General features: G+C 63.0%; 34 protein-coding genes. 26 read left to right on the forward strand and 8 right to left on the reverse strand.

The genetic code is table 11. From position 1 onward, the window contains the following. Positions 1 to 116: 116 nt before the first annotated feature. The 4 genes from HNE_RS16250 (at position 117) to HNE_RS16265 (ending at position 4454) form a co-directional block, all read left to right on the forward strand. Positions 117 to 767, forward strand: coding sequence for an exopolysaccharide biosynthesis protein (locus HNE_RS16250; RefSeq protein WP_011648253.1), 651 nt, complete (start codon positions 117 to 119; stop codon positions 765 to 767). 14 nt (positions 768 to 781) lie between these two features. Further along, the gene (locus HNE_RS16255; protein ID WP_011648254.1) at positions 782 to 1129 is read left to right on the forward strand and encodes a DUF3088 family protein; all 348 of its coding nucleotides are present in this window, start codon (positions 782 to 784) and stop codon (positions 1127 to 1129) included. 76 nt (positions 1130 to 1205) lie between these two features. Further along, entirely contained in the window at positions 1206 to 2144 is a 939-nt protein-coding gene (locus HNE_RS16260; protein WP_011648255.1) for an NAD(P)H-dependent flavin oxidoreductase, read from the forward strand. A 129-nt stretch (positions 2145 to 2273) separates the two neighbouring features. Beyond that, positions 2274 to 4454 (forward strand): M3 family metallopeptidase, encoded by a 2181-nt coding sequence (locus HNE_RS16265; protein ID WP_011648256.1) that lies wholly within the window; start codon positions 2274 to 2276, stop codon positions 4452 to 4454. 77 nt (positions 4455 to 4531) lie between these two features. Here the strand turns inward: HNE_RS16265 and HNE_RS16270 are convergent, their stop codons facing one another. The 4 genes from HNE_RS16270 to pspF form a co-directional block, all read right to left on the reverse strand. Next, entirely contained in the window at positions 4532 to 4999 is a 468-nt protein-coding gene (locus HNE_RS16270; RefSeq protein WP_011648257.1) for a PTS sugar transporter subunit IIA, read from the reverse strand. Positions 5000 to 5025: 26 nt separating this feature from the next. Continuing rightward, the gene (gene hpf, locus HNE_RS16275; protein ID WP_011648258.1) at positions 5026 to 5622 is read right to left on the reverse strand and encodes a ribosome hibernation-promoting factor, HPF/YfiA family; all 597 of its coding nucleotides are present in this window, start codon (positions 5620 to 5622) and stop codon (positions 5026 to 5028) included. 227 nt (positions 5623 to 5849) lie between these two features. Then, positions 5850 to 7967 (reverse strand): hypothetical protein, encoded by a 2118-nt coding sequence (locus tag HNE_RS16280; protein ID WP_011648259.1) that lies wholly within the window; start codon positions 7965 to 7967, stop codon positions 5850 to 5852. Between the two features lie 87 nt (positions 7968 to 8054). Continuing rightward, positions 8055 to 9161: a phage shock protein operon transcriptional activator gene (gene pspF, locus HNE_RS16285; RefSeq protein ID WP_011648260.1), complete on the reverse strand. Its 1107-nt coding sequence runs from the start codon at positions 9159 to 9161 to the stop codon at positions 8055 to 8057. Between the two features lie 177 nt (positions 9162 to 9338). Here pspF and HNE_RS18785 point away from each other — a divergent pair, with 177 nt between their 5' ends. From HNE_RS18785 to HNE_RS16305, 5 genes are all read left to right on the forward strand, one after another. After that, complete coding sequence (locus HNE_RS18785) at positions 9339 to 9503, forward strand: hypothetical protein (protein WP_160162633.1); 165 nt, start codon at positions 9339 to 9341, stop codon at positions 9501 to 9503. Positions 9504 to 9528: 25 nt separating this feature from the next. Beyond that, positions 9529 to 10209 (forward strand): phage shock protein PspA, encoded by a 681-nt coding sequence (gene pspA / locus HNE_RS16290; RefSeq protein ID WP_011648262.1) that lies wholly within the window; start codon positions 9529 to 9531, stop codon positions 10207 to 10209. Between the two features lie 113 nt (positions 10210 to 10322). After that, on the forward strand, positions 10323 to 10580 hold the full coding sequence (gene pspB, locus HNE_RS16295; RefSeq protein ID WP_011648263.1) for an envelope stress response membrane protein PspB: 258 nt from the start codon (positions 10323 to 10325) through the stop codon (positions 10578 to 10580). Positions 10581 to 10591: 11 nt separating this feature from the next. Then, positions 10592 to 11008, forward strand: a complete 417-nt coding sequence (pspC, locus tag HNE_RS16300; protein WP_011648264.1) for an envelope stress response membrane protein PspC — start codon at positions 10592 to 10594, stop codon at positions 11006 to 11008. A gap of 47 nt (positions 11009 to 11055) precedes the next feature. Further along, positions 11056 to 11241, forward strand: a complete 186-nt coding sequence (locus HNE_RS16305) for a hypothetical protein (protein WP_011648265.1) — start codon at positions 11056 to 11058, stop codon at positions 11239 to 11241. Here HNE_RS16305 and HNE_RS16310 read toward each other — a convergent pair. Continuing rightward, positions 11238 to 13058 carry a bifunctional tRNA (5-methylaminomethyl-2-thiouridine)(34)-methyltransferase MnmD/FAD-dependent 5-carboxymethylaminomethyl-2-thiouridine(34) oxidoreductase MnmC gene (locus tag HNE_RS16310; RefSeq protein ID WP_011648266.1) on the reverse strand — a complete coding sequence of 607 codons (1821 nt, stop codon included), beginning with the start codon at positions 13056 to 13058 and terminating at the stop codon, positions 11238 to 11240. The two genes, HNE_RS16305 and HNE_RS16310, sit on opposite strands and share 4 nt — an antisense overlap. A gap of 144 nt (positions 13059 to 13202) precedes the next feature. On the opposite strand from HNE_RS16310, the gene HNE_RS16315 reads away from it, so the two are divergent. From HNE_RS16315 to HNE_RS16360, 10 genes are read left to right on the forward strand one after another with little or no spacing between them, the layout of a single operon-like run. Beyond that, positions 13203 to 13490, forward strand: a complete 288-nt coding sequence (locus tag HNE_RS16315; RefSeq protein ID WP_011648267.1) for a GNAT family N-acetyltransferase — start codon at positions 13203 to 13205, stop codon at positions 13488 to 13490. Positions 13491 to 13515: 25 nt separating this feature from the next. Then, positions 13516 to 13764: a hypothetical protein gene (locus HNE_RS16320; protein ID WP_011648268.1), complete on the forward strand. Its 249-nt coding sequence runs from the start codon at positions 13516 to 13518 to the stop codon at positions 13762 to 13764. Then, on the forward strand, positions 13761 to 14039 hold the full coding sequence (locus HNE_RS16325; RefSeq protein ID WP_011648269.1) for a GNAT family N-acetyltransferase: 279 nt from the start codon (positions 13761 to 13763) through the stop codon (positions 14037 to 14039). Before HNE_RS16320 ends, HNE_RS16325 begins: the two co-directional genes overlap by 4 nt. Positions 14040 to 14043: 4 nt before the next feature. After that, a complete protein-coding gene (locus tag HNE_RS16330) occupies positions 14044 to 14493 on the forward strand; it encodes a YcgN family cysteine cluster protein (protein WP_011648270.1) in 450 nt (149 codons plus the stop codon). Positions 14494 to 14547: 54 nt separating this feature from the next. Then, positions 14548 to 14871: an ArsR/SmtB family transcription factor gene (locus HNE_RS16335; protein WP_011648271.1), complete on the forward strand. Its 324-nt coding sequence runs from the start codon at positions 14548 to 14550 to the stop codon at positions 14869 to 14871. Then, entirely contained in the window at positions 14868 to 15086 is a 219-nt protein-coding gene (locus HNE_RS16340; protein ID WP_011648272.1) for a hypothetical protein, read from the forward strand. Before HNE_RS16335 ends, HNE_RS16340 begins: the two co-directional genes overlap by 4 nt. A gap of 6 nt (positions 15087 to 15092) precedes the next feature. Further along, positions 15093 to 15518, forward strand: a complete 426-nt coding sequence (locus HNE_RS16345) for a DUF1801 domain-containing protein (RefSeq protein ID WP_011648273.1) — start codon at positions 15093 to 15095, stop codon at positions 15516 to 15518. Next, positions 15476 to 15916, forward strand: a complete 441-nt coding sequence (locus HNE_RS16350; protein WP_049755188.1) for a DUF1801 domain-containing protein — start codon at positions 15476 to 15478, stop codon at positions 15914 to 15916. The genes HNE_RS16345 and HNE_RS16350 overlap by 43 nt, the downstream gene beginning before the upstream one ends. Further along, positions 15913 to 16311 carry an SRPBCC family protein gene (locus HNE_RS16355; protein ID WP_011648275.1) on the forward strand — a complete coding sequence of 133 codons (399 nt, stop codon included), beginning with the start codon at positions 15913 to 15915 and terminating at the stop codon, positions 16309 to 16311. The genes HNE_RS16350 and HNE_RS16355 overlap by 4 nt, the downstream gene beginning before the upstream one ends. Before the next feature lie 44 nt (positions 16312 to 16355). Beyond that, a complete protein-coding gene (locus HNE_RS16360; protein WP_011648276.1) occupies positions 16356 to 17255 on the forward strand; it encodes a tyrosine recombinase XerC in 900 nt (299 codons plus the stop codon). Positions 17256 to 17261: 6 nt separating this feature from the next. On the opposite strand, the gene hemW is transcribed toward HNE_RS16360, so the two are convergent. Continuing rightward, positions 17262 to 18434, reverse strand: a complete 1173-nt coding sequence (gene hemW, locus HNE_RS16365) for a radical SAM family heme chaperone HemW (RefSeq protein ID WP_011648277.1) — start codon at positions 18432 to 18434, stop codon at positions 17262 to 17264. After that, complete coding sequence (gene rdgB, locus HNE_RS16370; RefSeq protein WP_035591994.1) at positions 18431 to 19030, reverse strand: RdgB/HAM1 family non-canonical purine NTP pyrophosphatase; 600 nt, start codon at positions 19028 to 19030, stop codon at positions 18431 to 18433. The genes hemW and rdgB overlap by 4 nt, the downstream gene beginning before the upstream one ends. 143 nt (positions 19031 to 19173) lie before the next feature. On the opposite strand from rdgB, the gene HNE_RS16375 reads away from it, so the two are divergent. From HNE_RS16375 to HNE_RS16390, 4 genes are read left to right on the forward strand one after another with little or no spacing between them, the layout of a single operon-like run. After that, positions 19174 to 19704, forward strand: coding sequence for a DUF2975 domain-containing protein (locus HNE_RS16375; protein WP_148205917.1), 531 nt, complete (start codon positions 19174 to 19176; stop codon positions 19702 to 19704). 15 nt (positions 19705 to 19719) lie between these two features. Beyond that, positions 19720 to 19959, forward strand: coding sequence for a helix-turn-helix domain-containing protein (locus HNE_RS16380; RefSeq protein WP_011648280.1), 240 nt, complete (start codon positions 19720 to 19722; stop codon positions 19957 to 19959). A 53-nt stretch (positions 19960 to 20012) separates the two neighbouring features. Next, positions 20013 to 20693 (forward strand): SatD family protein, encoded by a 681-nt coding sequence (locus HNE_RS16385; protein ID WP_011648281.1) that lies wholly within the window; start codon positions 20013 to 20015, stop codon positions 20691 to 20693. 19 nt (positions 20694 to 20712) lie between these two features. Next, positions 20713 to 21069 carry a hypothetical protein gene (locus HNE_RS16390; RefSeq protein WP_148205918.1) on the forward strand — a complete coding sequence of 119 codons (357 nt, stop codon included), beginning with the start codon at positions 20713 to 20715 and terminating at the stop codon, positions 21067 to 21069. On the opposite strand, the gene rph is transcribed toward HNE_RS16390, so the two are convergent. Further along, complete coding sequence (gene rph / locus HNE_RS16395) at positions 21070 to 21795, reverse strand: ribonuclease PH (protein WP_011648283.1); 726 nt, start codon at positions 21793 to 21795, stop codon at positions 21070 to 21072. A gap of 90 nt (positions 21796 to 21885) precedes the next feature. Here rph and HNE_RS16400 point away from each other — a divergent pair, with 90 nt between their 5' ends. From HNE_RS16400 to HNE_RS16410, 3 genes are read left to right on the forward strand one after another with little or no spacing between them, the layout of a single operon-like run. Next, complete coding sequence (locus tag HNE_RS16400; protein ID WP_011648284.1) at positions 21886 to 23556, forward strand: formate--tetrahydrofolate ligase; 1671 nt, start codon at positions 21886 to 21888, stop codon at positions 23554 to 23556. A 45-nt stretch (positions 23557 to 23601) separates the two neighbouring features. Beyond that, on the forward strand, positions 23602 to 24690 hold the full coding sequence (gene hrcA, locus HNE_RS16405; protein WP_011648285.1) for a heat-inducible transcriptional repressor HrcA: 1089 nt from the start codon (positions 23602 to 23604) through the stop codon (positions 24688 to 24690). Continuing rightward, positions 24690 to 25256 (forward strand): nucleotide exchange factor GrpE, encoded by a 567-nt coding sequence (locus HNE_RS16410; protein WP_011648286.1) that lies wholly within the window; start codon positions 24690 to 24692, stop codon positions 25254 to 25256. Before hrcA ends, HNE_RS16410 begins: the two co-directional genes overlap by 1 nt. The last annotated feature ends 2 nt before the right edge of the window (positions 25257 to 25258 follow it).

A 25258-nucleotide genomic window follows, 5' to 3' on the forward strand; every position in this document is an offset into this window, starting at 1 on the left:
AGCCTAGTTGCGCCAGGCGGGCGGGCAAAGTCATAATTCGGCGTGTTTCGGCCGGCCTGCCCTTATTTTCCCGCATTTCCAGCCCCATCTGCCGGGGTCAGGAGACAGGAGCGCAAGTGAACCGGCCGATAATACAAGACTTCCAGGATACGAGAGACCCGCTCCATGTCACCCTGGAGAAAACTCTGGAGTCAATCGACACGCCGACCATTTCCCTGCACCGCCTGTTCGATCTGATGGGGGAACAGGGCCTCTTGTTCCTGTGCGCCCTGCTCACCATCCCCTTCCTTCTGCCAATATCCATACCGGGGCTCAGCTCGGTGTTTGGTCCCGCGATCATCCTGATTGCTGCGGGGATTACCGCCAACCGCATGCCCTGGCTGCCCAGGCGGCTCGCCCGGAAAGAGTTCGACGCCGAAAAGCTCAAAGGCTCGCTGAAACGCGGCCTCGGCGTAGTCGCCCGGATCGAGCGCTACATTCGCCCGCGCCTGAAAGGGCTCACGGCAACGGGCGTGCCCGCGCGGGTCAATGGCGTGGCGCTGATCTTTTCTGCGCTGCTGCTGATGGCGCCCTTCGGGTTCATTCCCTTTTCAAACACCCTGCCCGCCTATGCGATCCTGCTGATGTCCATCGGCATGTCCCAGCGCGATGGGCTGGTCGTGATAGTCGGTTATCTGTTGATCCTTGCCACGCTGGTCTATCTCGGCGCCCTTGCCTGGCTTGCCACGCAGGCCGGTCAGGGCTTGTTTGGGTTTTTCACCGCCTGACAGGATCTTCCGCCATGACGCGCGATACGCTGTTTCTTCTTCCGCCCGGCTTCGAAGCCAATGGCCAGCGCGAATTCTGCCCGGAATGTGCCGAGATCTGGGGTCTCATCGCCTGGTATCCGGCGCTGAAGGAAACGGTGGACATCGCCTATGTCGGCATTGCGCATCCGCGCGAACCGCTGGTCCGCCTGCTCGGGCCGGGCAACCATAATGCGCCCACCCTGGTGCTCGCCGCCGGCTCCCCCCGCGCAACCAGCGTCACCTACAATGAAGCAGGTGGACACGCCTTCCTTCCCTCCGCTCGCCTGATCGCGCGGCATTTCGCCGGGCTCTACGGAACGCCGATGCCGCGCGGGGGCTGAGCGACAAGCCTCTTGCCTCCCGCCGCGTCAGGCGCCTCTATCTCCGGCGAAACCCAAAAACGCCCGGAGGAACCCCATGCCCGCCAAGCCCGTAAAGACCCGCATCACCGACATGCTCGGCATCGAGAAGCCGATCATCCAGGCCGCGATGGGCTGGATTGCGCGTTCGCAGCTTTCCTCGGCCGTCTCCAATGCCGGGGGCATGGGCATCATCGAAACCTCTTCGGGCGAGCTCGACGCCATCCGCGAAGAAATCAAGAAAATGAAGGCGCTGACCGACAAGCCCTTCGGCGTAAACGTCGCCCAGGCTTTCGTGCGCGATCCGAACATCATCCCCTTCATCATCGACCAGGGCATCAAATTCGTCACCACCTCCGCCGGTGACCCGATGAAATACACCGCCACCCTGAAGGAAGCCGGCCTCACCGTTTTCCACGTCGTCCCCTCCCTCGCCGGCGCCCTGCGCGCCATTGAGGCAGGCGTTGACGGCCTGATCGTGGAGGGCGGCGAAGGCGGCGGCTTCAAGAACGCCAAGGATGTCGCTTCCATGGTACTGATCCCGCAGGTCTGCGAAGCTGTCAGCGTGCCGGTTGTCGCCGCGGGCGGCATCACCGATGGCCGCTCCATGGCCGCCGCCTTCTCCCTCGGCGCCGAAGGTGTACTGATGGGCACGCGCATCCTCTCCTGCGCCGAAAGCCCCGTCCACGCCAACTGGAAGGACGCCATCATTGGCGCCGATGCGACCGACACCGTCTTCCTCAACCGCGCCGGCCCCGGCCCGGCCCTGCGCGCGCTGCGTACAGAGCGCACTTCGCGGCTGGAAAAAGACGGCAGCCCCAACATTTTCGGCGAGTTTGCCGGCACGCAGGACGTTTACTTCGGCGGCAATCTGGAAGCGGGCATCGCGCTGACCGGTCAGGTGGCCGGGCGGATCAAGGAGGTTAAACCCGTCGCCCAGATCTTCGAGGAAACCCTGGAAGAGTATCACCGGATCGTCGCCGCCTTGCCGCGCTGAGCGGGAGCATACGCCGTTCGGGTCAATTTCGGGGGCAAAACCGCCCCCTTCTGCCCGTTTCTCTGGAAATCTGCGCCCCCCACAGGTAAACCCTCTGCAATCTTCATTGCCAGAGGAAGCATGATGAAAATGACTGATGCCCTGAAGGGCGGCGCTGCCGCTCTCGTACTCGCCGCCACGGCTGCCTGCGGCGCCCCGGAAACCACCACACCGGAAGCCGAAGCCGCCAGCAGCCAGAGCGAGCTGCCTGAAATCACCGTCACCGACGCCGAGCTGGAAGGAAACCCCTTCCGCGCCGAATGGACCGGCGCCTATGGCGCGCCCCCCTTCGCCCAGATCACCGACGCGCACTACATGCCGGCGGTCAAGAAGGGCATCCTCGAGATGCGCGCCGAGATCGACGCCATCGTCAACACCGAAGAAGAGCCCACCTTCGAGAACACCATCCTGGCGCTGGAAAAATCCGGCAAGGCGCTGGAGCGGGTCATGCTGGTGTTCGGCAACATCACCAACACCGATACCAATGACGCGCTCACGGCCCTGGAAGGCGAAATCTACCCCATGCTCACACGTGAGCAGGATGCGGTGACCTTCAATCCGGAACTCTTTGCCCGCGTGCAGGCCGTTTACGACCAACGCGACCGTCTCGGCCTCGACGAGCAGGAAGCCCGCCTGCTGGAGCTGACGCATCGCAATTTCGTCCGCGCCGGCGCCAGCCTCGCGCCGGAAGTCCAGGCAGAGATCGGCCAGCTGAACGCCGAAATCTCCGCCCTGACGACCACCTATGGCCAGAACCTTCTCAACGCCACCAACGCCTTCAAGCTGGAAATCACCGATCCGGCCCGCCTCGGCGGCCTGTCGGATGACTTCAAGAACGCCATCAAGGTGGACGGCGAAGACAAATGGGTGGTCGGCATCAGCCGCTCCTTCTTCGAAGGCTTCATGGCCAGCGCCGAAGACCGCGAGCTGCGCAGCCAGCTGTTTGACGGCTATCGCACTGTCGCCTCCTCCGGCGAGTTCGATAACGGCCCGCTTGCCATCAAGCTCGCCCAGCTGCGCGCCAAACGCGCCGAGCTGATGGGCTATCCCAGCCACGCGCATTATGTGCTCGAGGAGCGCATGGCGCACACCCCCGATGCCGCGCTCGAATTCCTAGGCAAAGTGCTGGAGCCCGGCCTCGCCCGCGCCGCAGAAGAAGAAGCCGACATGGAGACGATCGCCGGACACGAGATCCTCGGCCATGACTGGTGGTTCTATTCGGAAAAGGTCCGTGCCGAGAAGTACGCCTTCGACGAAAACCAGCTGCGCCCCTATTTCGAACTGGGCGCGTCCACCGACGGCGCGTTTGAAGTTGCCTCGCGCCTCTTCAACATCACCCTGGAAGAAGTGCCCGTCGAGGCGTGGAACCCGGCTGTCAAATCCTATGACGTGAAGGATTCCGAAAGCGGCGAACATCTCGGCCTGCTGATGATCGACAATTTCGCCCGCGACACCAAGCGCGGCGGCGCCTGGATGAGCACCTACCGCTCTTCTTCGGATATGGATGGCAACACCATCCGCCCGATCATCACCAACAACATGAACCTGGTTCCGCCCGCAGCGGGCCAGCCGGCCCTGCTCTCGCCGACTGAAGTGGAAACTCTGTTCCACGAATTCGGCCACGGCCTGCACGGCCTGCTCACTCAGATCCGCTATCCGAGCTTCTCGGGCGTCTATGGCGGCCCGGACTATGTCGAGCTGCCCTCCCAGATCATGGAACACTGGGTGACCGAGCCTCAGGTGCTGGCGATGTATGCCCGCCACCATGAAACCGGCGAGATCATTCCTCAGGAACTGGTCGACAAGATGAACAAGGCCTCGACCTTCAATCAGGGCTTCAAGACGACCGAGTACATCGCTGCCTCGCTGATCGACCTTCACTGGCACATGCTGTCTTCGGAAGAAGCCGCCGAGATCACCGATGCCCGCGAGTTTGAAAAATCCGTACTCGCCCAATACAACATCCCGGAAATCATCGAGCCACGGTATCGCTCGACCTATTTCTCCCACATCTTCGCGGGCGGCTACGCGGCCGGCTACTACTCATACCTCTGGGCAGAAATTCTGGATGCGGATGGCTTTGACGCCTTCAAACAATCCGGCGACATCTTCAATCCGGAAGTCGCTGCGAAGCTGAAACAATGGGTGTTCGAATCCGGCGGCCTGCGGGAGACCGATGAACTCTACCGCAATTTCCGCGGGTCTGATCCGGGCATCGAGCCGCTGCTGCGCAATCGCGGCTTTGCCGAGCCCTCCCCTGCCGAAGGCTGATCCGTTCAGCTCCCAAACAAAAACCCCGCCTCCTGGAGGCGGGGTTTTTTTGTGGCGCAGGATGGTTTCAGGCCAGATCAGCCCCCGACGACCGGGTCCTTGCAGATCAGCGACTTGATCTCATTTTCATTGCGCGCCTTGCGCAGGCCGTCGCGCACGGCGGCCTGGCGGAAAAACCGGCTGACCTGCGCCAGCGCGCGCAGATGGTCGGCCCCTGCGCCATCGGGCGCCAGCAGCATGAAGATCAGGTCGCAGGGCCGGTCATCGATCGCCTCGAAGTCGACGCCCTGGGCGAGCCGCAGGAAACCGCCAACCGGCGCCGTGAGACCGGAAAGCCGGGCATGGGGAATGGCAACGCCCTCGCCCACACCGGTGGAGCCAAGGCGCTCACGCTCCATCACGGCGTCTTCAATCGCGCGCGCGCCAATCCCCGTCGCCTCGCTGAGCGCTTCGCACAGGACATGGATAGCCTGCTTACGGCTCGTCGCCTCGTGAAAGGGGATGATCACTCCGCCTTGCAGCAGAGCACTCAAATCGGTGGCCATCAAACAACTTTCCGTGGCGCGTCGCGTTAATTCCGGGGCGTGTTGGCGGGGTCGACCCAACCAATATGCCCATCGGGGCGGCGGTAGACCATATTCAGGCCGTCATGGCTAGCATTTCTGAACATGAGTGCCGGGACATCCTGCAATTCCAGCTGCATAACTGCCTCAGAAACGCTCATCGTGCGGATCTGAACCTGTGTTTCAGCAACTGTCAGGGGAGCGTCCCCGATCTCCATTCCCGTATCGACCGAATCTTCGGCTTCGTCATCTCTGGATTGAATCAGGATTTCGGCCGCCACCTCGGCGGGCAGCGCGGCCTGGCCGTTGGTGTGGTGATCCTTCAGGCGGCGCTTGTAGCGGCGCACCCGCTTTTCCATTTTTTCGAGGCTGACTTCCAGCGCGGCATAGGGATCATTCGCCTTGCCCGATGATTGCAGCACAATCCCCGATGGCAGGTGAACATTGCAATCGACCTCCACGAACGGCCCCTGCTGGGACACGAACACGTTGGCGTCGCCCGTCCGGCTGAAATATTTGGATACGGCCGCTTCCAGCCCCTCTTCGATCCGCCCTCGCAGCGCCTCACCCAATTCCATATGCCGGCCGGTGATCTGAATCTGCATGGGCGTCTCCTTTGCGTGTGACCTAAGAGCTATCCTAGAGATAAGTATGCATCAGGAACCTGCCAGTGGCGACTCCCTTCCGTGACGAGCCGCCGCATCTGTCTGAAATCTAATGTGTTCGTGCCGCAGGCGCTCACCATACGCAGTAATCCGGAAGAGCTTGACTTGTCCCGCCTGGCGCACAAAACCCGATGGATAATCCCTCCGCACGTTTGTGGTATTCACTGTCAGTTGGCCTGAGATTCTAGCTCAGCCAGACGATCACGTGCGCGTTGCTCAGCGCGCTGGAATTGCGGATGTGGCGGCTCACCTCCGGCGAGCACTTCGGCCAGCTGCAAACTGCGCCGGCGCAGCTCAATGGCCTCGGTGCGGTCCCCAAGCTCTACTTCCATTTCTGACAGCTGATCGAGGGCCACAAAGAGATGCCAGTGCGCGGGAATTGATTGGCGGGAATGCGCAGCCAACCGCTCCCTTACCGACAATCGTGCCCGGAAAAGCCCTCGCGCACCAGAAAGGTCGCCTGTTTCTCGCATCAAATCTCCAACCTTGCCGAGGCTGAGGCAGAGATACTCATGAAGCGAAGCGGATTTCGGATTTGCCGCCGCCGCCCGCTCAACGACTTCGAGCCCGGCGCTGTAAAGAGCTTGCGCAGCGGCCAAGTCTCCAGCCTCGCGCTGCAGGTCCCCATACTTATTCTGACAGACCCACAAATGTCGCTGTGCCGAAATCGACGAAGGATTGGCAGCGGCAATGCCTGCCACAAGATCGATCGCTTCCTCATACCGCAAGCGGGCACCAGCTAGGTCCCCCGCACGATGCAACAGGTCTCCGAGTCGTTCGAAACAGGCCGCAAGGTCTTGGCGCGCCTGTGCAGAGCCGGGATTGCTCGCTGCCAATCGTTCACCGGATTCTCGTGCCGCCTCAAAACTGAGACGCGCGCCGTCCAGATCGCCTGCAGCCTCCTGTAGTTTGCCCAGCTGCATCTGACAGATGAACAGGTCCCGGTGCGCGGACGCTGATCCGGGATTGGCCTCTACCAGCCGCTGCGCCATAGGATACGCCGCATCAGAATGCACGCGCGCCGCATCAAGGTCACCCATTACTCGTTCAATGTCGCTGATCTGCAGATGACTGATCATCAAATCTCGCTGCGCCACATGGGAATTTGGGGCAGCTTCTGCGAGCTGCCGGGCAAGCGCGAGACCGGATTGAAACCGCTCCCTTGCGCCAGAAAGATCTCCTGCCGCCTCCAGAACCCCGGCAATCTTGCTGAAACTGACCGACAGGTCCTGCAATGCTTCTTTTGAATTTTGATCAGATTTAACGCGCCATTCAAACAAGTCATGGCTTGCCTGATAGTGTTTCAGCGCCGTTCCCAGATCGCCCGCCTCAATGCTCAATTCCGCCAGCCTGGTGTAGCTGACCGCCAGATCACGCTGTGCGCCGACCGATAGCGGATTTTCATGGGCTAGCTTCTGACTGATTTGATGCGCTGCCTCATATCGGAGGCGTGCCGCCTCCAGATCGCCCGCCTCTTGACAGATGTCGCCAGCGTCATTCGCTGCAATCATATTTTCTCTGTCGTTTCCGGCCACCTTTTCAGCTGCTTCCGCCGCGAGCCGAGCCCCGGAGAGGTCTCCGGCTTCCCGGCGCAACCGCGCCAGTTCGATACAGGTCCAGAAATCATCCGGCTGCAGACGGAACGCTTCCTCATAAGCCGCTCTCGCCTTGGCCGTATCAACACCCAGAACCAGCGCGCCAATGCGGCGCCATTTCTCAGCCGCCGCGACCGCGTCCGCCCGCGCGTCCTGCTCCAGTGTCTCGATGGCGCCGGCGATGTCGCCTTCGGCAATCTTGTGAGCAGCGGCGCCCCCGGCCCGCGGCCCTTCGGCGGCAATGCCCTCTATGGCCCGGTCGCGGCGGGCGCGCTCATCCGTGCCAAGAGGTGCCGCCCCGGCGGCCACCTGCGCCGCTTCCATCCGGTCAAGCTGAGCCTTCATCTGCGCAAGAAGCGAGTGCTGCTCGGCCAACAGCCCGTCCTGCGCGGCAACCTTGCCCTGCAGCGCGTCGACCTCCGTTTTCCGCGCCTTTTCCGAAGGTACAAAGGTTTCCCGCGCCGTCGTGAACGGCCGGGTCGCCAGCCCCCAGAGAAACTGGAGGAACGAGACAGCGCCCTGGAAAATCTGGATCACCGCCCAGAGGCCCGCAATGAAGACGAGTATGCCCAGGATCGCCGCCGCCCACAGCGGCAAGGTCTCGATCATGCCGTGCAGCACATCCGGCGTCCGCGCGACCAGCCAGCTGCGCAACTGCGCCCCGTCGCCTGCGAGCCAGGCATTCATCATCGGCTTCCCCCCGAAATGGCCACCGGCGAATGGTAACGGCAGGATCGCCCACCGCCAACCTTTGATCGGCCATTTCTGAGCCCAGATTCAGTCCGCCCGCTTGGCATATCCATGCTTTTTCAGCAGGCCGCGCAGCTGGTGATAGGTCAGGCCGAGGGCGTCGGCCGCCCTGCCCTGATGGCCTCCGGCATCGGCCAGCGCGCCATCGATCAGTTGCATTTCGAAAAGACGCACCGCGTCTTCAAAGCCGCGCGCCGGGCTTTGGGGCCGCTCGGCGGGTTGAAGCTCGGCGGCGCTGGAAGGGCTCGACGCGCCCAGAAAAACGCCAACGCCGTTGGAGTTTTTGCCTGCCTCGTTGGAGGTTTCGTTGGAGTTTTTTGGGGAGCTTTTCGGGGCGTTTTTCGGCCGCCAGGGCGAGGCGAACGGATCAAGCGCGGACGTCTCAAACCGCACCTGCTCAAACGGCGCAGAGATCAGCGCCCGATGGGTCAGCCGCTCGGCAAAATTGCGCAGCTCCCGGATGTTTCCCGGCCAGTGCCAGGCCTCGATGGCCTCCAGCGCAGAGGGCGCAAATCCCGGAAAATCCTGAGCCATTTCAACCGCCATACGCCGCGCAAAGAACTGCGCCAGCAGCGTCTTGTCCCCCTGCCGGGCCCGTAGCGGGGGCAGCGTGATCACGTCGAATGACAACCGGTCCAGCAGATCCCAGCGGAACGCCCCCGCCTCCGCCAGCGCCGGCAGATCGGCATTGGTCGCCGCCACGATCCGCACATTGGTCGAGAGCACCTTGGAGCCGCCAACCCGTTGAAATTCCCCGTATTCCACGATCCTCAGCAGCTTTTCCTGCACCTGCTGGGAGGCCGTCGCGATCTCGTCGAGGAAGATCGTGCCCCCGTCGGCCATCTCGAAACGGCCCCGCCGCATGTCGGTGGCGCCGGTAAACGCGCCGCGCTCATGGCCGAACAGTTCGGAATCCAGCAGCGTCTCGGACAGCGCCGCGCAGTTCACCTTGATGAACGGGCCTTCCCAGCGTTTTGACAGGAAGTGCAGCCGCTCACCGACCAGCTCCTTGCCGGTGCCGCGCTCCCCGATCACCAGCACCGACCGGTCCAGCGGCGCGACCCGGCTGGCCTGCTCGAGCGCGCTCAGCCAGGCGGCCGATTCCCCGATCAGTTGCGTTGTGCGCGGCTCCATATGGTTTGTTTAGCCAATTTCATTGGTCAAATCCACTAAGTAGATTGGATATTTGACCTTTAATTTCCTAACGCCAGCGCGCCGGAAACATTTTTATCATTTAAAATCAAGGCAGTATTAAATTAATTTCGAACTGGCACGCCTCTTGAAATGGAGTTGGCATCAGGGCGACGGGCGTTGCCAATCAACCAAACCAAGGACGAAACAGAAATGAGCTACCAGGACGATCCCTACACATCCCGCTCGGACGCCGGCCGCTTCGGCCGCTGGCTCGCCTCGCGCCGTGCGGAGACGTGGATGTTCTTCGCCGCAGGCGTGCTCCTCGGCGGCCTCTTCTTCTGATCTCCAGTAACGAAAGGATTTACCCATGGGTCTCTTCTCCCGTCTCGGTGACATCATCAACTCCAACCTCAATGCGATGCTGGATGGCGCCGAAAACCCCGAAAAAATTGCCCGCCTGATCATCCAGGAAATGGAAGACACGCTGGTGGAAGTGCGCACTGCCGCTGCCCGCGCGATGGCCGACAAGAAGGAAATGGAGCGCGAAATCGCTCACTTCACGTCCACCCGCGATGACTGGGCCGCCAAGGCCGAGCTGGCCATCGACAAGGGCCGGGAAGACCTCGCCCGCGGCGCCCTGATCGCCAAGCAGAAATGCGATACGGAAATCGAGCGCCGCCACACGGCGATGAAGATCGCCGAGGAAGCCTTCGAGCGCCGCCAGGAAGACCTGACGAAACTCCAGGCCAAGCTCGACGAAGCCAAGGCCAAGCACCGCGCCCTCGTGATGCGCCGGGAAGCCGCCGAGCAGCGTATCCGCATGCGCACCCAGATGTATGACGGCCGCGCCGATGAGGCGATTGCCCGCTACGCCAACCTGGAACGCAAGGTCGATGAGATGGAAGCCTATGCCGACACCATCCGGGGCCGCGAGCCGAGCCTGGAGCAGGAGTTCGCCGAGCTGGAGCAGAACGAGTCGATCGAGAAGGAACTCGCCGCTCTGAAAGCCCGCAAAGGCAAGGCACCGGCCAAGAAGTCGGAGGGCTGATAGATGGTTTTTTCGCTGATCTGCCTTTTCGGCTTTCTGACGCTGATCTGCACACCTGGGCTCATCGCCCAGATGCGTGAAGAACGGGCCGCTGCCGGAGGCGATGAGTAATCATGGACGAGGCCCTCATCCCGCTGATTGCCATCATCGCCCTCTTCGTGGTGCTGCCGGGCATGGTGTTTCACTACATCACGCTCTGGCGGCGCCAGAAGACCCTGCAGCCCGACGACGAGCGGATGCTGGAAGACCTCTGGCGCTCCGCCAAGGCTATGGAGCGCCGGATCGAAACCCTCGAATCCCTGCTCGAAGCCCGCGACGCACAGGCCCATCGCCAGCCGCCGCGCCCACACCGCACCCACCTTGACGATTAAGGAGACAGGAAATGTCCCGCCCCAACGACCCTTACGCCTCCCAGAACCCGAAACGCTTTTACCGCTCCCGTCAGGACAAGGTCATTGCCGGCGTCTGCGGCGGCATCGCTGAAAGATTTGGCTGGGAACCCGTTCTCGTCCGCATCCTGACGGTTCTGGCAACTCTCTTCTTCATGGGGCCGATGGCCCCCATCATCTACATCGTGATCTGGATGATCACGCCGCGCGCGCCCATCGGCTACGGCTCGATGAGCCCGGACGAAGACGCCTTCTGGCGCGGCGTGCAGGACCGCCCCCGCGCGACCTTCGGCACCATCAAGTACACCTTTATGGATCTCGACGAGCGCCTGAAGAATATCGAACGCACAGTGACTTCGGATGAATGGCGCCTTCGCCAGGAATTCCGCGACCTTGAAAAAGGCAACTAACCGGCCACTCGGCCCAACCACACCTACTCCGTCCAAGGACCGGAACGATGAAACAGGGGAATATCGTGCACAATAACTGGCTACTCGGCGGACTTGCCGTCGCCATTCTCGCCGTCACCGTCACACTCAGCACGGTTGCCGGCAACGCATCCCTCGAACTTGCGGGCGTTTCCATGAGCCTGGAACGTCATGAAAATGGCGGGGTGCGCGTCTTTTTCGTGCAGGCGCCCTAAAGCCTGCCGGTCTTCCTCAGACGCCGGAGGATCTGCCGTGCAGGGTCAACAGCCCTCAGGGAATTCAGATCAGCCGGCGGCGGGCCATTACAGAGCTTGGCAGCAATGATCGCAGCAGCCCAGGGCGCCCATGTAAAGCCCCGGCTGCCAAAGCCTCCCGCAACATAGACCCCCGGCAGGACGGGCGACGACGCCCGCTCCGCCTTTCCGTCCCACAGCGCCGCTATGGCACCCGCGTCCGGCGCTGCGCCGATCAGGGGCAGCCTGTCCGGCGTTGTCGCCCGCACCGAAGCGCGCGACACGGCCGCGCCGCCCTGCGCCTCCCGCACCCACCAGGGCGAAAGCGCCTCAACGCCTTCAAGATTTTCCGCGCGCGCCGCCTCACTGACAGCGGCGCTTACGCCCTCGCCAGCCGGCTCGAAGGTGGCGCCCCAGAGGCGCTCATTTCCCAGAGCAATCGCATACGTGCCCGATGCCAGCGCCGAGGGCGGGGCCTGCACGGCGCCGGAAAGATGCTCCACCTGCCCCTGACGCCCTGCCAGCTCCAGCGCGGGCAGGAGCTGACCCATACCCATGCCGCTCGCCAGCACGATGGCATCAAATACCTCACCGTTTACGCTGCGCGCCCCAAGGTCCACATCCGGCATCGCGCCAGCGCGCACCTCAACCCCGTCCAGCAGCGACAGAACCATCTGCCGGGGTCGGAGGATCAGGGCACGCTTGTGCAGAATGCCGCCGCCGGAAAGAGCTTCGAGGTCCTCCAGCGGAAAGGGTGGATCGGCGAGCAGCTTACCGAACCGTTTCTCTTCGGTCTCATTGCGCGGCATCTGGCGCACATCAGTCAGCTCCGCGCCGGGACGCCCCAGATAAAAGTCCCGCGCGGCCAGATAGGCATCGATCAGCAGGCGCGCTTCGGCGGTATCGCCTGCGTCCAGGCGCGGCATCATCAACGCCAGCGCATTGCCGCTCGCCCCGCGCGCAGGTTCAGGCGCGGGATCGAACACCACGGCCTCCATGCCCGCCAGTTTCAGCCCGGACGCGATTGTTGCTCCCGCTATTCCGGCCCCGAGGATCGCCACACGGCGCGGAAGCGGGATCACGGGCTCATCCGCATCCGGATAAACCGCCTCCAGTCGCTGGCGCTTGCGGCCATGGCCTTCGGCCTTGCGCACCTCAAATCCTGCCTCTGCCAGTCCCCGGCGCACATCACCGGCCACGGTAAACGTCGCCGCCCGCGCGCCGGGCGCAGACCGGGCTGCAATGAGCGGGAAAATATCGCCTGCCCACATCCCGGCATTCTTCGCCGGGCTGAACCCGTCCAGAAACCAGGCATCGGCGCGAAAGCCGCTCGCGGGCAATGTCTGCGCAATATCCCCCAGATGCAGGATCAGCTCGATCCCGTCTGCTTCAAAGGCGAGATGCCGTACGCCCCGGACCGGCCCCGGCCACCGCGCCAGCAGCTGGTCAGCCAGAGGGGAAAGTTCCGGCCAGGCCGCAAAGGCGCGCGCCGCGTCCTCCGCCCTCAGGGGATAGCCCTCAAAACTGACAAAGCTGAGCCGCGCCGCCGGATGGGGCCGGTGTTCGCGCCAAAGCTGCCACAGCGCCAGGAAATTCAGCCCCGTCCCAAAGCCGGTCTCGGCCACGGTGAACTGCGCCCGCCCGGCCCAGGCTTCAGGCAGCCCGCAGCCTTTGAAAAATACCGCCCGCGTCTCAGCCAGCCCATCCTGCGCGGAGAAATACACGTCACCAAACGCGGTGGCGAAAGGCGTACCATCCTCCCGCCACGCAATGTCCGGATGAGTCAGCAGCCGTGTCATGCGCCCTGCCCTAGCCCGGCCACGCAAAAATGCAAACCGGGCCAGCAATCGGGCCAGCAACCGGATAAGGGACCAGACCGGGCATTGCGCTTTTCTGCCCCCTGCCCCACCTTCCGGATTTAAACCCCTGAAGGAGCCCCGCAGATGAGCGACCTGGATGTAAAACGCGAAGACGGGCCGACCGGCGGCCGCTACCTCGTCACGATCGACGGCCACACCGCCGAGATGACCTATTCCAAAGCCGGAACCACCCGCATCATCATTGACCATACCGGCGTGCCCGACGCGCTGCGCGGCAAGGGCGCCGGCCAGGCCATGGTCCAGCGCGCGGTGGAAGACGCCCGCGCCGCCGGCATCAAGATCATCCCCCTCTGCCCCTTCGCCAAGGCGCAGATCGAGAAACACACTGAATGGCAGGACGTTCTCGCCTGATCATGGCATCGCAGGAGGCAGATGGATGGGCATACTTCTGAGAATACTGGGCGTCATCTGGATACTCGCCGGCCTGCTCGCTACGGTCGTGGCCGTCTTCGGGGCCATGGCAGAAAGCGCCGCCGACACCAGCAGCGCCGTTTACGCCATCGGCGCCTTCATCGGCGCGGGCCTCGTGCTCACGCCGGTGTGGCTGACTGGTATTGCCTTCTTCCTCCTGCCCGGCTGGGTCCGTAAACAGCTGGCAACCAGACAGACGGACATTTTCGCATGAGCCACACCATCACTCACGATACCGCGCGCCAGCGCTACAGCCTGATCGTCGACGGTGTCGAGGGCTACCTCACCTATGAGCGCCGCCAGCCGGGTGTGCGCCACATCACCCACACGATTGTGCCCGACGCCATCGGCGGGCGCGGGCTCGGCAAACGCCTCGTTGACGCGATCCTTAACGACATCAAGGCCGACGGCGAAAAGGTCACCTCATCCTGCTGGTATGCCAGCGGCGTGATCGACAAGACGCCCGAATGGGCGGCGCTGAAAGCCTGATGGCATGACCCGCCCCTTCTGGCAGTCCAAGACCCTGGAAGAGATGACCCCCGAAGAGTGGGAAAGCCTCTGCGATGGCTGTGGCAAATGCTGCGTCGTGAAGCTCGAAGACGAAGACACCGGGGCGCTGGCCTATACCCGCCTCCACTGCAAGCTGCTGGACGGCGCCACCTGCCAGTGCTCGGACTATGCAAACCGGCGCCAGCATGTGCCCGACTGTGTGCAGCTCACCCCCGTCATCGTCGAGCAGGTCGATTGGCTGCCCCGCACCTGCGCCTATCGCCTGATCGATGAAGGCAAACCCCTCCCCCAATGGCACCACCTTGTCTGCGGTGACCGCGAGCGCATCCACGAACTCGGCCACTCCGTCCGCGGACAGACCGTCTCGGAAGAAACCGTGTTCGAGGAAGACGAAATCCAATGGGTCATCGACTGGGAAGGCACTGAACCATAACCATCCGGTTATGGGTTGTTGACACATCCATAACCCGCCAGTTATGTTTCCGCCATGACATCTGCACATGGCGACCTCTTCCGCGCATTGGCTGACCCGACCCGCCGGGCAATCTTCGAACAGCTGTGCCGGAACGGCGAACAGTCCGTTCACGTGCTGACGGCCGATGCAGGCATTTCCCAGCCGGCCGTCTCCAAACACCTCGCCGTACTCAGGCGCGCCGGCCTTGTGGGCCACCGACAGGACGGCCGCCAGACCCATTACAGCGCGCTGCCCCGCGCGCTGACGCCGCTCTCTGACTGGACCGCGGAAATGACCGGCTTCTGGGAGGGCCGGATCGACGCGCTCGAAACCCTCTTGAACAGGATGGATCAATGAACTGGAACAAATGGGTCCGTCAGGGCCACCGCTGGGTGTCGATCGCCTTCACGCTTGTATCGGCCGCCATATTCCTCGCGCTTGGCCTGGGCAACCAGCCGGCAGAATGGGTTTACATGCTCCCTCTCCTGCCGCTGCTCCTGCTGGTCCTCACCGGCCTCTACCTGTTCGCGCTGCCTTATCTTTCGCGCAGGCGCCCCCTGGAAAAGACGTGATCTCCCATGCCCGGAAAATCCTCCAAAGCTTCTGAGCCCGTTCTCCTCTCCGGCGGCAATCCGCAGATTGCCAAGGGATACGGCAACGAACCTGTGCAGGCCTACATCGCCGCAATGCCCGGCTGGAAGAAAGATGTCGGCATACGGCTCGACGCCCTCATCGAGGCGGCCATTCCAGGCGTTCAGAAGGCCGTCAAATGGAACACCCCCTTTTACGGCGTTGAACAGGGCGTCTGGTTCCTGAGCTTTCACTGCTTCACCAGATACATCAAGGTTACCTTCTTTCGCGGCACGTCTCTCGATCCCGTCCCGCCCGGCACCTCCAAACAGGCCGGTGTGCGCTACCTGGATATTCATGAAGGCCAGCTCGATGAAGATCAGTTCACAGAATGGGTGAGACAGGCCAGCGCCCTGCCGGGAGAAAAGCTTTGACCGCCCCCAAGAAAGACAAGGCAGAACTATCTGCCGCTGAACTTATCGACACCCGGATCCGGGAACTGGGTGACTGGCGCGCAGAGACGCTGTCGCATATCCGCGCCCTGATTCATGAAGCTGTGCCCGATGTGGAAGAGACATGGAAATGGCGCGGTGTTCCCGTTTGGGAAAAGCACGGCATTCTCTGCACCGGAGAAACGTACAAGGACAAAGTGAAGCTGACCTTTGCCAAAGGCGCAACGCTCGAAGATCCCACCCGCCTCTTCAATGCCAGCCTCGATGGCAATATGCGCCGCGCGATCGACCTCATGGCAGGTGACAGTCTCAACGCTGCCGCGTTCAAGACGCTTATCCGCGCTGCGGCATCCCTCAACACGGGAAAAAAGAAAAAATGACCGATACGCTTTCCATCACGCTCGAACGGGAACTCTCCCATCCGCCGGAAAAGGTCTGGCGCGCACTGACCCAGCCGCACCTGATCGAGGAATGGCTGATGAAGACAGACTTCCAGTCCCGGATCGGCCACAGCTTCAGCTTCCGTGCCGATTGGGGGGCGGTCGACTGCGAGCTACTTGCCCTCGAGGAAGCGCGCACGCTTTCCTATAGCTGGGGCGATGGTGAACTCGATACGGTCGTCACCTGGACCCTCACGCCCCTACCGGCCGGAACCCTCCTGCGCATGGAGCAGACGGGCTTCCGCAAGAACCAGCCGCGCTATTTCGGCGGCGCGCAGGCGGGCTGGCCGCGCTTCCTTTCAGCCCTTGAAGACCTCCTCTCGCGCGAAGCCTAACGCCCCTTCAGCCCTCCTTAACGGGCCCGTGGCAGGCTGGCGCGATGGATGTCCTGCCCGCCTTTCTTGATTATCTCACCCGTGAGCGTCGCATGGCGACCAAGACGGTTGAGGCCTATGGCAGCGACCTCTCTTTCTTCCTCGCCTTTCTGCGCGTGCATATGGGCGCGGAGCCGTCGCCCGCCCTGCTGGCAGACGTACGCGCCCGCGACATCCGCGCCTATCTCGCCGAGCGCCGGCGTGAGGGGCTGTCGGATGCAACCGTCGCCCGCATCCTCTCTTCCATCAAGGCGCTCTATCGCTGGCTCGACCGTGCCCACGGCGTCGGCAATGCCGAAGTCGGCTACCTGCAAGGCCCCCGGCGCCCGCAGCGCCTGCCCCGCCCGGTGTCCATCGACGCTGCCAAAGACCTGATCTCGGAAGCCGAAAACGAGCCCGATCAGGAACCGTGGATCGGCGCGCGGGACGCGGCCGTGCTGTCCCTGCTCTATGGCGGCGGACTACGTATTTCCGAAGCGCTCAGCCTGACAGGCGCTGACGTGCCCGCGCCCGAGCGCCTGCGCATCAAAGGCAAAGGCGGCAAGGTGCGCATCGTGCCGCTGATCCCGGCGGTGCGCGACGCCATTCATGTGTATGCGGATATCTGTCCCTGGGCGCTGACACGGGACAAGCCCCTCTTCCGGGGCGCCAAGGGCGGAGCTCTCAATCCGCGCCTCATCCAGGGGCTCATGCAGCGAATGCGCGCCTATCTCGGCCTGCCGGACACCGCCACGCCCCACGCCCTGCGCCATGCCTTCGCCACCCATCTTCTGGCAAATGGCGCAGACCTGCGCGCCATTCAGACCCTGCTCGGCCACGCTTCGCTTTCGACCACGCAGGTCTATACCGGCATTGACTCCTCGCGCCTGCGCGAAGTCCACGCCGCCGCCCATCCGCGCGCCTGAGGCAGCTCAGGGCGCCAATTGAGACGTCAGCGCGTCGGCCAGCAGCCGCCCGCTCTCCGTCAACGAAAGCTCCGACCCCTGAAGTTTCACCCAGCCCTGCTCGGTGAAAACGCCAATCTTCTCCCGCGAGACCTTTTTGCCGCTGACAATCTCCACCCGGCGCAGGTCCACGCCCTCTGCGGCGCGCAGGCCCATCGCCAGGATCTCCCGCGCAATGTCGAGCGGGGGCAGCTTTGCCGCGTCGGCCCAGCCCTCCTGCAACATCTGCATGCCGGCCATATAGCCTTCCGGGCGCCGCTCGGCCTCGGTGGCATACCGGTTGCCCGCAACCGAAACGCGGCCATGCGCGCCAGGCCCCGCGCCGATCCAGTCGCCACCCCGCCAGTAGATCAGATTGTGGCGTGATTGATGCGCGGGCGAGGCCGCGTGATTGGACACTTCATAGGCAGGCATGCCGGCATCGCGCGTCATCTGCTGGGTCAGCTCATAAAGATCGGCCTGCGCATCATCCGGCATCGGAACAATCTCGCCGCGCTGGGCTGCCTTACCAAACGCCGTTGCCGGCTCGAAGGTCAGCTCATAAAGCGAGAGATGCGGCGCGCCGAGCGCCAGCGCATCGGCGAGCTCGGCTTCCCAGTTTGCCGGGGATTGTCCGGGCCTGGCATAGATCAGGTCCATGGAAATCGTGTCGAACACTTTCAGCGCGCGCTTCACCGCCTCGCCGCCCGCCTCGGCGGTATGATCGCGCCCCAGGAATGCCAGCGCCGAATCCCGCATCGACTGGACGCCGATGGACAGGCGCGTGACGCCCGCCCGGCGCAGCGCCAGAAGGTCCGCTTTCAGAACATCGTTCGGATTGGCCTCCAGCGTTATTTCAGCGCCGTCCTTGATGCCGAATGTTTCAGACGCCGCCTTCAGGATTTCAGCCACCTGCTCTGGCCTCAGCAAGGCGGGCGTGCCGCCGCCAAAATATACCGTATCGAGCGCGCCATGCTCGGGCAGCTTGCGGCGGTGAACGCGAATGTCATCGGCAATCGCCGTCACCAGCGGATCGGTGGCCCGGTCCTTGGCGGCGTAGACGTTGAAGTCGCAATAAGGGCAGACCCGCGTGCAATAGGGCCAATGGATATACAGGCCGAAGCCGAAATGCGGGCCGAAAGGCGCAAAAACCTGGGTCATGCGAGCAGCGCCGCGCGCAGCTTCTCGACCGCGCGGGCCCGGTGGCTCATCGCGTGTTTGCGCGCGGGGTCCATTTCACCAAACGTCATCGTCTCGCCCTCGGCAACAAATACGGGATCATAGCCAAACCCCTTATCACCCCTGGGGGGCCAGACGAGGGTTCCGTGCACCTCGCCCTCATACACGGCTTGCGTCCCATCGGGCCACACAACTGCCAGCGCGCAGACAAATTTGGCGGAGCGGTCCTGCGAGCCCGATGCCTTGAGTTCAGCCTCCACCTTCTCCATCGCCTTGTAGAAGTCCCGCGGCTCTCCGGCCCAGCGCGCCGAATAGATGCCCGGTTGACCGCCCAGCGCGGTCACCGCCAGCCCCGAATCATCTGACAGCGCCGGCAGACCCGTCGCCAGGGCAGCCGCCCGCGCCTTCAACAAGGCGTTGCCAGAAAAACTATCCTCGGTTTCTTCAGGTTCGTCCAGATCAAGCTCAAGGGCAGAAACAACCTCAAAACCATGGGGCGCGAACAGATCTTTCAGTTCGGACACCTTGCCTCTGTTGTGTGTAGCTGCCACGAGTTTTCCGGGCACAAGGCGGGGCATAGCCGTAGCATTATTCACAGTAATGTGGCTCCATTCTTGCTTTATGCGCGAATGCATATATCGTTATTCGGTAATAACGGGACAGCGCACTGGCAAAGTTCCTCTTCATAAACCATCAACCAAGCAGGGTGAAAAGGCCGGGTATGACAAAGACAGGCCGCAATTCGATGGCAGAGGCGATGACCGTACTGGTCACCGTCGCAATGTGGATTGCCGGCGCCTTCGGCGTCATCGGCATCCCCGTCCTCAGCCTGGGTCTCATCGCCAGCCTGTCGAATGGCGAAGCTTCCCTCCCCGGCATCGAGGCGCTGGCAGACGGCGTCTCTCCCGGCAGCTTCGTCATCGCGCTCGGCCTCCTCTGCGTCATCGTGCCGGGCGTCATCTTCATCTGCATCCAGATGCGCCGCATCCTGCTCACCCTGGTGGAGGGCGACCCCTTCGTGCCGGAAAATGCCGGCCGCCTCTCCCGCATCGGCATCGCCATCGCCGCGATGGAGGTCATCCGCATCGCCACCCTGCTGGTCGTGCGCGCCGTCCCCAGCCTCGTCGGAGATGCACCGCCCAAACTGTCGACACAGCTCATACTGTGGATTTCCGTGGCGGCGCTCTTCATCCTTTCCCAAGTCTTCCGCGAAGGCACCCGCCTGCGCGACGAAGAAAAAATGACGATCTGAGGAGCACTGAAGGCCATGACCATTCGCGTGACCCTCGACCGTGTGCTTCTGGAGCGGCGCATGTCGCTGACCGAGCTCTCGGAACGTGTGGGCGTAACCCTCGCCAACCTGTCGATCCTGAAGACCGGCAAGGCCAAGGCGATCCGCTTCTCCACCCTCGAAGCCCTCTGCCGCGAGCTGAAATGCCAGCCCGGCGACCTGCTCGTCTTCGACACCGAGGGCGAAGAAGACGAACGCCAGGTCGCCGCTGAATAGGTAATCAACGGAAATTCATTGATTATTGAATATCAATGGATTATCATTGATATATGCTGCCTCCCGATCAAGCCTGTCTCCTGTTGTGCGACATCAAGGATTCTTCCAGCCTCGGGCCGGAAAGAGCCGCCGCAATTCTTGCGCAGATCGACGCGCAACTTGCCGAGCTGAATAGCCGCCATTCCGATCAGATCATTCTGCCGTTCGAGATCAGTTACGGCGATGAATTTGCCGGTCTGGTGCAGGCGCCCGCTACGGCCTTCGAGATCGTGCGCAGCATCCGGCGGGAAATCGCCGGACAGGTCAGCTTTCGTTTTGCGGCCGTTCATGGGCGCATAGGCGCGCGCAGTGGCAATATCCGCCAGGTCGGCGGAGAAGTATTTACCCTCGCCAACGCAGCCATAGCCCGCCTGAAGAGGCAAAACCGCTTTGGCGAGTGGCATATCTACCATGATGCGCGCGACAGCGAACTGAGCCTGCTGACCAATCTGTGCCAGGGTTTTATCGGTAGAATGTCGGCCTATCAGTTCCAGGTGTATTCGCTTCTGGCCGACGGCCTCTCCCAGAAAGTCGTCGCCGAACAGCTCGGCAAATACCCCCAATCTGTCTCAGACGCTGTTCGCCGGGCGGAGATAGATCTTGTGATCGAAGCGGAGCGACAGATACTGGAACAGCTTAAAACCTACACCCAACCGAATACCATTGCTTCGGAGAAATCAATTGAATCCCGTTGATATTTCAATTCTCGTGGGTATGGCACTTGCTTCGCATATTCTCTCAACGCTCATTATCCGCCTCGGCATTCCGAAGCTCAAATCGGGCGATGCGCCTGCGACCGGGGACGGCGCCCTGCCCGAAAGCACAAAAGGCCGCGTCTTCGATCTGGGATCAACCGGCTTCTGGATTGGCCTTTGCGAAACGCTCCTGATCTTCATTCTGGTCAGCGCGCAGCAGTTCAGCGCGCTCGCAATCATCATCGGCGTCAAACAATTCGTCCGCAGCGACAAGATCCAGCAGAACCCGTCCTACTACCTGCTGGGAACCCTCTGTAACCTGACGATCGCAACGCTGTTTGCCCTGACGGCTAACCAGCTCACCGCACTCTACTGATCAGCCGATCGCCGCCCGCTGCGCCGCAAACAGCTCGTTGCAGCCCTTCTCGGCCAGTCGCATCATCTCGTCGAGCTCTGTCCGGCTCATCGGCCGCGACTCGCCCGTGCCCTGCACCTCGATGAACCCGCCATCCGAGCTCATCACGACATTCATGTCGGCTTCGCCTTCGGAATCTTCAGGATAGTCCACGTCCAGCACCGGATGGTTCTGGAACAGGCCCACGGAGATCGCGGCGGCCTGTTTCTGGATCGGGCTCGCCTTGATCACGCCTTCGGTCTGCAGATAGCGGCAGGCCATGGCGAGAGCGACAAAGCCGCCGGTGATCGAGGCGGTGCGCGTGCCGCCATCGGCCTGGATCACATCACAGTCGATGGTGATCGTGTTCTCGCCCAGCGCTTTCAAGTCGACGACCGAGCGCAGCGAGCGCCCGATCAGGCGCTGGATTTCCTGCGTCCGGCCAGACTGTTTGCCTGCCGCCGCTTCCCGGCGCCCGCGCGTGTGCGTCGCGCGCGGCAGCATGCCATATTCGCCCGTCACCCAGCCCTCGCCCTTGCCCTTCAGCCAGCCGGGCACGCCCTTTTCCCAGCTCGCCGTGCACAGCACATGCGTATGGCCAAACTTGGCCAGGCACGAGCCTTCAGCATAGCGGGTCACGCTGGTTTCGAGCGAAATCGGGCGCAGCTCGTCAAAAGCGCGGCCCGTGGGGCGAACAAGATTTGGCATCCGGGGGAATCCTTCTAGCTGAAGGCCTGATTTGCGGGTTTTGCGGCGCCTGTCTACACCAAGGCTGCGCGCGAAAGGAAAGTACCGAATATGGCCAGTGACATCGAGATTGCGCGGGGCGCAAAGAAAAAGCCGATCCAGGAGGTCGCCGCCAGGGCGGGCGTGAGCCCTGAAAACCTGATCCCCTACGGCCACGACAAGGCCAAGATCTCGGCCGCCCATCTGGCTGGCCTCGCCCACAATGCCACCGGCAAGCTGATCCTCGTCACCGCCATCAACCCGACCCCTGCGGGCGAAGGCAAGACCACCACCTCTATCGGCCTCGCCGACGCTATGAACCGCATCGGCGCAAACACCCTCCTCTGCCTGCGCGAGCCTTCGCTGGGCCCCTGCTTCGGCATGAAGGGCGGCGCTACAGGCGGCGGCCTTGCCCAGATCGTGCCGATGGAAGACATCAACCTGCATTTCACCGGCGACTTCCACGCCATCACCTCGGCGCACAATCTCCTCTCCACCATGATCGACAATCACATCCATTGGGGCGGCGAGCCAAAGCTTGAAGCCGTGCGCACCAGCTGGCGCCGCGTGATGGACATGAACGACCGTAGCCTGAGGAATATTGTTTCCGGCCTCGGCGGCCCCGGCAATGGCAGCCCTTCGGAGACCGGCTTTGACATCACCGTCGCCTCCGAAGTCATGGCCATTCTCTGCCTCGCCACGGACGCTGAAGATCTCGAGGCCCGCCTCGCCCGCATCATCGTCGGCTACACAAGCGAGAAGGAAGCCGTCACCGCCGCAGACATCAAGGCCACCGGCGCAATGATGGCCCTGCTGCGCGATGCCATGCTGCCAAACCTTGTACAGACGCTGGAAAACAATCCCTGCCTGGTGCATGGCGGCCCCTTCGCCAACATCGCCCATGGCTGCAACTCGGTCATGGCCACAAGCGCGGCCCTGAAGATGGCAGACTATGTCGTCACCGAAGCAGGTTTTGGCGCAGACCTTGGCGCCGAGAAATTCCTCAACATCAAATGCCGCCAGGCCGGCCTTGCGCCCGACGCCGTCGTTCTGGTCGCAACCATCCGGGCCCTGAAGATGCATGGCGGCCTCGGCAAGAATGATCTGGGCAAGGTCAGCTATGAGGCGCTGGAAAGCGGCCTTGAAAATCTCGGGCGCCATATCGGGAACCTGCGCAGCTTCGGCCTGCCGGTCATCGTCGCCATCAACCGCTTCACCACCGACACCGAAGGTGAAGTCCACGCCCTTCAGGCCTATTGCGAAAAGCTCGGCGTGCCCGTCTCCCTCTGCACCCATTGGGCAGAAGGGGGCAAAGGCACCGAAGACCTCGCCCGCGGCGTCACCGCGCTCATCGAAAAGGGAGAGGCAGACTTCAAACCCCTTTATCCCGATGACATGCCGCTGCTGGAAAAGATCGAGACGGTCGCCAAGTCGATCTACCGGGCCGGAAGGGTGGAAACCACCCGCGCCGTCCGCAACCAGCTCGCCGCCTGGGAGAAGGCGGGCTTCGGCCACCTGCCCGTCTGCATGGCCAAGACCCAGTACAGCTTCTCCACCGATCCGGCCCTGCTGGGCGCGCCCGAAGGCCATGTCGTGCGCCTGCGCGAAGTACGCCTCGCGGCCGGGGCCGGCTTCGTGGTCGCCATCTGCGGCGACATCATGACGATGCCCGGCCTCCCCCGCCGCCCCGCCGCCGAGCACATCCACCTCAACCGCCAGGGCCAGATCGAGGGGTTGAACTAGCCCATGCCTATTGTGCCGGGGATGTACCGCCCTTAATCCAGTAACATGGCGGACAATTCAGAAATCCTGAGCCTGATGCAGCGCCTCGACCAGCGCTCCCGGAACATCTTCCGGGAAATCGTCGAGGGCTATCTGGCCACCGGAGAGCCGGTCGGCTCGCGCACGCTGTCAAAGGCGGGCATTGCCCTCTCCCCGGCCTCCATCCGCAATGTGATGGCCGACCTGACAGAGCTTGGCCTGCTGGACGCGCCGCACATCTCGGCCGGCCGCGCCCCCACCCATAAGGGCCTGCGCCTCTTCGTCGACGGCTTTCTGGAATACGGCGACCCCTCGCGGGAAGACAAGCGACAGATCGACGACCGCCTCGCCGCGGCCGGCACCGAGATCGAAGCGGTCCTGGGCGAGGCGTCCGACATCCTCTCCGGCCTCGCCGGCGGGGCCGGCCTCGTCGCCTCCCCGGCGCGTGACGCCGCCGTGCGCCATGTCGAATTTGTGCCCCTGGCAGGGGGCGACGCCCTCTGCGTTCTCGTCACCGAAGACGGCGACGTTGAAAACCGCATCCTGAAGGTGCCCGACGGCCTGCCCGCCACCTCCCTGATTGAAGCGGGCAACTACCTCTCCACCCGCCTCAAGGGCCGGACGCTGGCCGAGGCCTCCGCCGAAGTGCGCGCCGAGTTGCAGGAGCGCCGCGCCATGCTGGATGCGGCCACCACGGCCCTTGTTGAGGCCGGCCTTGCCGATTGGGGCGGCGACGCGCCCGGCCGGGGCCGCAGCCTGATCGTGCGCGGACGCGCCAATCTGCTGGAAGACGCCAAGGCCGCCCAGGATCTCGACCGGGTGCGGCAATTGTTCAATGAGCTGGAACGCCAGCAAAGCCTGCTTGAAATTCTCGACACAACGCGCGAAGCGGGCGGCGTGCGCTTGTTCATCGGGTCGGAAAACAGGCTTTTTCCGCTCTCTGGTTCAAGTGTGATTGTGGCACCCTATATGGGCGGCACGAAACAAGTGATCGGGGCGCTGGGCGTGATCGGGCCAACCCGGCTCAACTACGCCAGGGTCATTCCGATGGTCGATTATACCGCCAAGGTCGTGGGGGACATCCTCTCACACCGGCGCGGAAAGGATGGGAAGTGATGAGCGACGAAAACAAACCGGGTGAGGCCGCTGAACTCGACGCCGGCGTAGCCCCTGAGGCCCAGCCCGAGACGGAACTGACCGTTGAGGAGCTGATTATCAGGCTGGAAGCGGAAAAAGCCGACATGAACGGCCAGATCCTGCGCCTGCTGGCTGACCTCGACAATACCCGCAAGCGCGCCGACCGTCAGGTCAGCGAGGCCCGCATCTATGCCATCGAAAAGTTCGCCGCAGACCTGCTCAGCGTCTCCGACAACCTCTCCCGCGCCCTCGACGCCCTGCCCGATAGCGAGCGTGAAAACCTCACCGATGCCGGCAAAAACCTCCTCGGCGGCATCGAGATGACCGCCAAGGAACTCAACACCGCCCTCTCCCGCCACGGCGTCGTACCCGTACCGGCCGAGCCCGGCGCGGTGTTTGATCCCAACGTCCATCAGGCCGTCGCCCAGATCCCGTCCCCCCAGCCCAGCGGCACCATCGCCCAGCTGTTCCAGCCCGGCTGGAAGATCGGGGACCGCACCCTGCGCGCCGCCATGGTCGCCGTCAGCACCGGCCCGGCTAACTGATC

Origin of the sequence: Hyphomonas neptunium ATCC 15444 (assembly GCF_000013025.1) — a bacterium.
GTDB lineage: Bacteria > Pseudomonadota > Alphaproteobacteria > Caulobacterales > Hyphomonadaceae > Hyphomonas > Hyphomonas neptunia.

Excerpts from the sequence above, each read along its gene's own strand:
- HNE_RS16335 (WP_011648271.1), top strand. The coding sequence starts at position 14,548 with ATGACATCTGCACATGGCGACCTCTTCCGCGCATTGGCTGACCCGACC.
- pspC (WP_011648264.1), top strand. The coding sequence starts at position 10,592 with ATGTCCCGCCCCAACGACCCTTACGCCTCCCAGAACCCGAAACGCTTT.
- pspA (WP_011648262.1), top strand. The coding sequence starts at position 9,529 with ATGGGTCTCTTCTCCCGTCTCGGTGACATCATCAACTCCAACCTCAAT.
- HNE_RS16345 (WP_011648273.1), top strand. The coding sequence starts at position 15,093 with ATGCCCGGAAAATCCTCCAAAGCTTCTGAGCCCGTTCTCCTCTCCGGC.
- HNE_RS16385 (WP_011648281.1), top strand. The coding sequence starts at position 20,013 with ATGCTGCCTCCCGATCAAGCCTGTCTCCTGTTGTGCGACATCAAGGAT.
- HNE_RS16410 (WP_011648286.1), top strand. The coding sequence starts at position 24,690 with ATGAGCGACGAAAACAAACCGGGTGAGGCCGCTGAACTCGACGCCGGC.
- HNE_RS16355 (WP_011648275.1), top strand. The coding sequence starts at position 15,913 with ATGACCGATACGCTTTCCATCACGCTCGAACGGGAACTCTCCCATCCG.
- HNE_RS16320 (WP_011648268.1), top strand. The coding sequence starts at position 13,516 with ATGGGCATACTTCTGAGAATACTGGGCGTCATCTGGATACTCGCCGGC.
- HNE_RS16255 (WP_011648254.1), top strand. The coding sequence starts at position 782 with ATGACGCGCGATACGCTGTTTCTTCTTCCGCCCGGCTTCGAAGCCAAT.
- HNE_RS16270 (WP_011648257.1), bottom strand. The coding sequence starts at position 4,999 with ATGGCCACCGATTTGAGTGCTCTGCTGCAAGGCGGAGTGATCATCCCC.
- rph (WP_011648283.1), bottom strand. The coding sequence starts at position 21,795 with ATGCCAAATCTTGTTCGCCCCACGGGCCGCGCTTTTGACGAGCTGCGC.
- HNE_RS16310 (WP_011648266.1), bottom strand. The coding sequence starts at position 13,058 with ATGACACGGCTGCTGACTCATCCGGACATTGCGTGGCGGGAGGATGGT.
- HNE_RS16390 (WP_148205918.1), top strand. The coding sequence starts at position 20,713 with ATGGCACTTGCTTCGCATATTCTCTCAACGCTCATTATCCGCCTCGGC.
- HNE_RS16340 (WP_011648272.1), top strand. The coding sequence starts at position 14,868 with ATGAACTGGAACAAATGGGTCCGTCAGGGCCACCGCTGGGTGTCGATC.
- HNE_RS16280 (WP_011648259.1), bottom strand. The coding sequence starts at position 7,967 with ATGATGAATGCCTGGCTCGCAGGCGACGGGGCGCAGTTGCGCAGCTGG.
- pspB (WP_011648263.1), top strand. The coding sequence starts at position 10,323 with ATGGACGAGGCCCTCATCCCGCTGATTGCCATCATCGCCCTCTTCGTG.
- HNE_RS16265 (WP_011648256.1), top strand. The coding sequence starts at position 2,274 with ATGACTGATGCCCTGAAGGGCGGCGCTGCCGCTCTCGTACTCGCCGCC.
- HNE_RS16325 (WP_011648269.1), top strand. The coding sequence starts at position 13,761 with ATGAGCCACACCATCACTCACGATACCGCGCGCCAGCGCTACAGCCTG.
- hemW (WP_011648277.1), bottom strand. The coding sequence starts at position 18,434 with ATGACCCAGGTTTTTGCGCCTTTCGGCCCGCATTTCGGCTTCGGCCTG.
- HNE_RS16380 (WP_011648280.1), top strand. The coding sequence starts at position 19,720 with ATGACCATTCGCGTGACCCTCGACCGTGTGCTTCTGGAGCGGCGCATG.
- hrcA (WP_011648285.1), top strand. The coding sequence starts at position 23,602 with ATGGCGGACAATTCAGAAATCCTGAGCCTGATGCAGCGCCTCGACCAG.
- HNE_RS16315 (WP_011648267.1), top strand. The coding sequence starts at position 13,203 with ATGAGCGACCTGGATGTAAAACGCGAAGACGGGCCGACCGGCGGCCGC.
- HNE_RS16360 (WP_011648276.1), top strand. The coding sequence starts at position 16,356 with ATGGATGTCCTGCCCGCCTTTCTTGATTATCTCACCCGTGAGCGTCGC.
- HNE_RS16375 (WP_148205917.1), top strand. The coding sequence starts at position 19,174 with ATGACAAAGACAGGCCGCAATTCGATGGCAGAGGCGATGACCGTACTG.
- HNE_RS16350 (WP_049755188.1), top strand. The coding sequence starts at position 15,476 with ATGGGTGAGACAGGCCAGCGCCCTGCCGGGAGAAAAGCTTTGACCGCC.
- HNE_RS16400 (WP_011648284.1), top strand. The coding sequence starts at position 21,886 with ATGGCCAGTGACATCGAGATTGCGCGGGGCGCAAAGAAAAAGCCGATC.
- HNE_RS16305 (WP_011648265.1), top strand. The coding sequence starts at position 11,056 with ATGAAACAGGGGAATATCGTGCACAATAACTGGCTACTCGGCGGACTT.
- HNE_RS16260 (WP_011648255.1), top strand. The coding sequence starts at position 1,206 with ATGCCCGCCAAGCCCGTAAAGACCCGCATCACCGACATGCTCGGCATC.
- hpf (WP_011648258.1), bottom strand. The coding sequence starts at position 5,622 with ATGCAGATTCAGATCACCGGCCGGCATATGGAATTGGGTGAGGCGCTG.
- rdgB (WP_035591994.1), bottom strand. The coding sequence starts at position 19,030 with ATGCCCCGCCTTGTGCCCGGAAAACTCGTGGCAGCTACACACAACAGA.
- pspF (WP_011648260.1), bottom strand. The coding sequence starts at position 9,161 with ATGGAGCCGCGCACAACGCAACTGATCGGGGAATCGGCCGCCTGGCTG.
- HNE_RS16330 (WP_011648270.1), top strand. The coding sequence starts at position 14,044 with ATGACCCGCCCCTTCTGGCAGTCCAAGACCCTGGAAGAGATGACCCCC.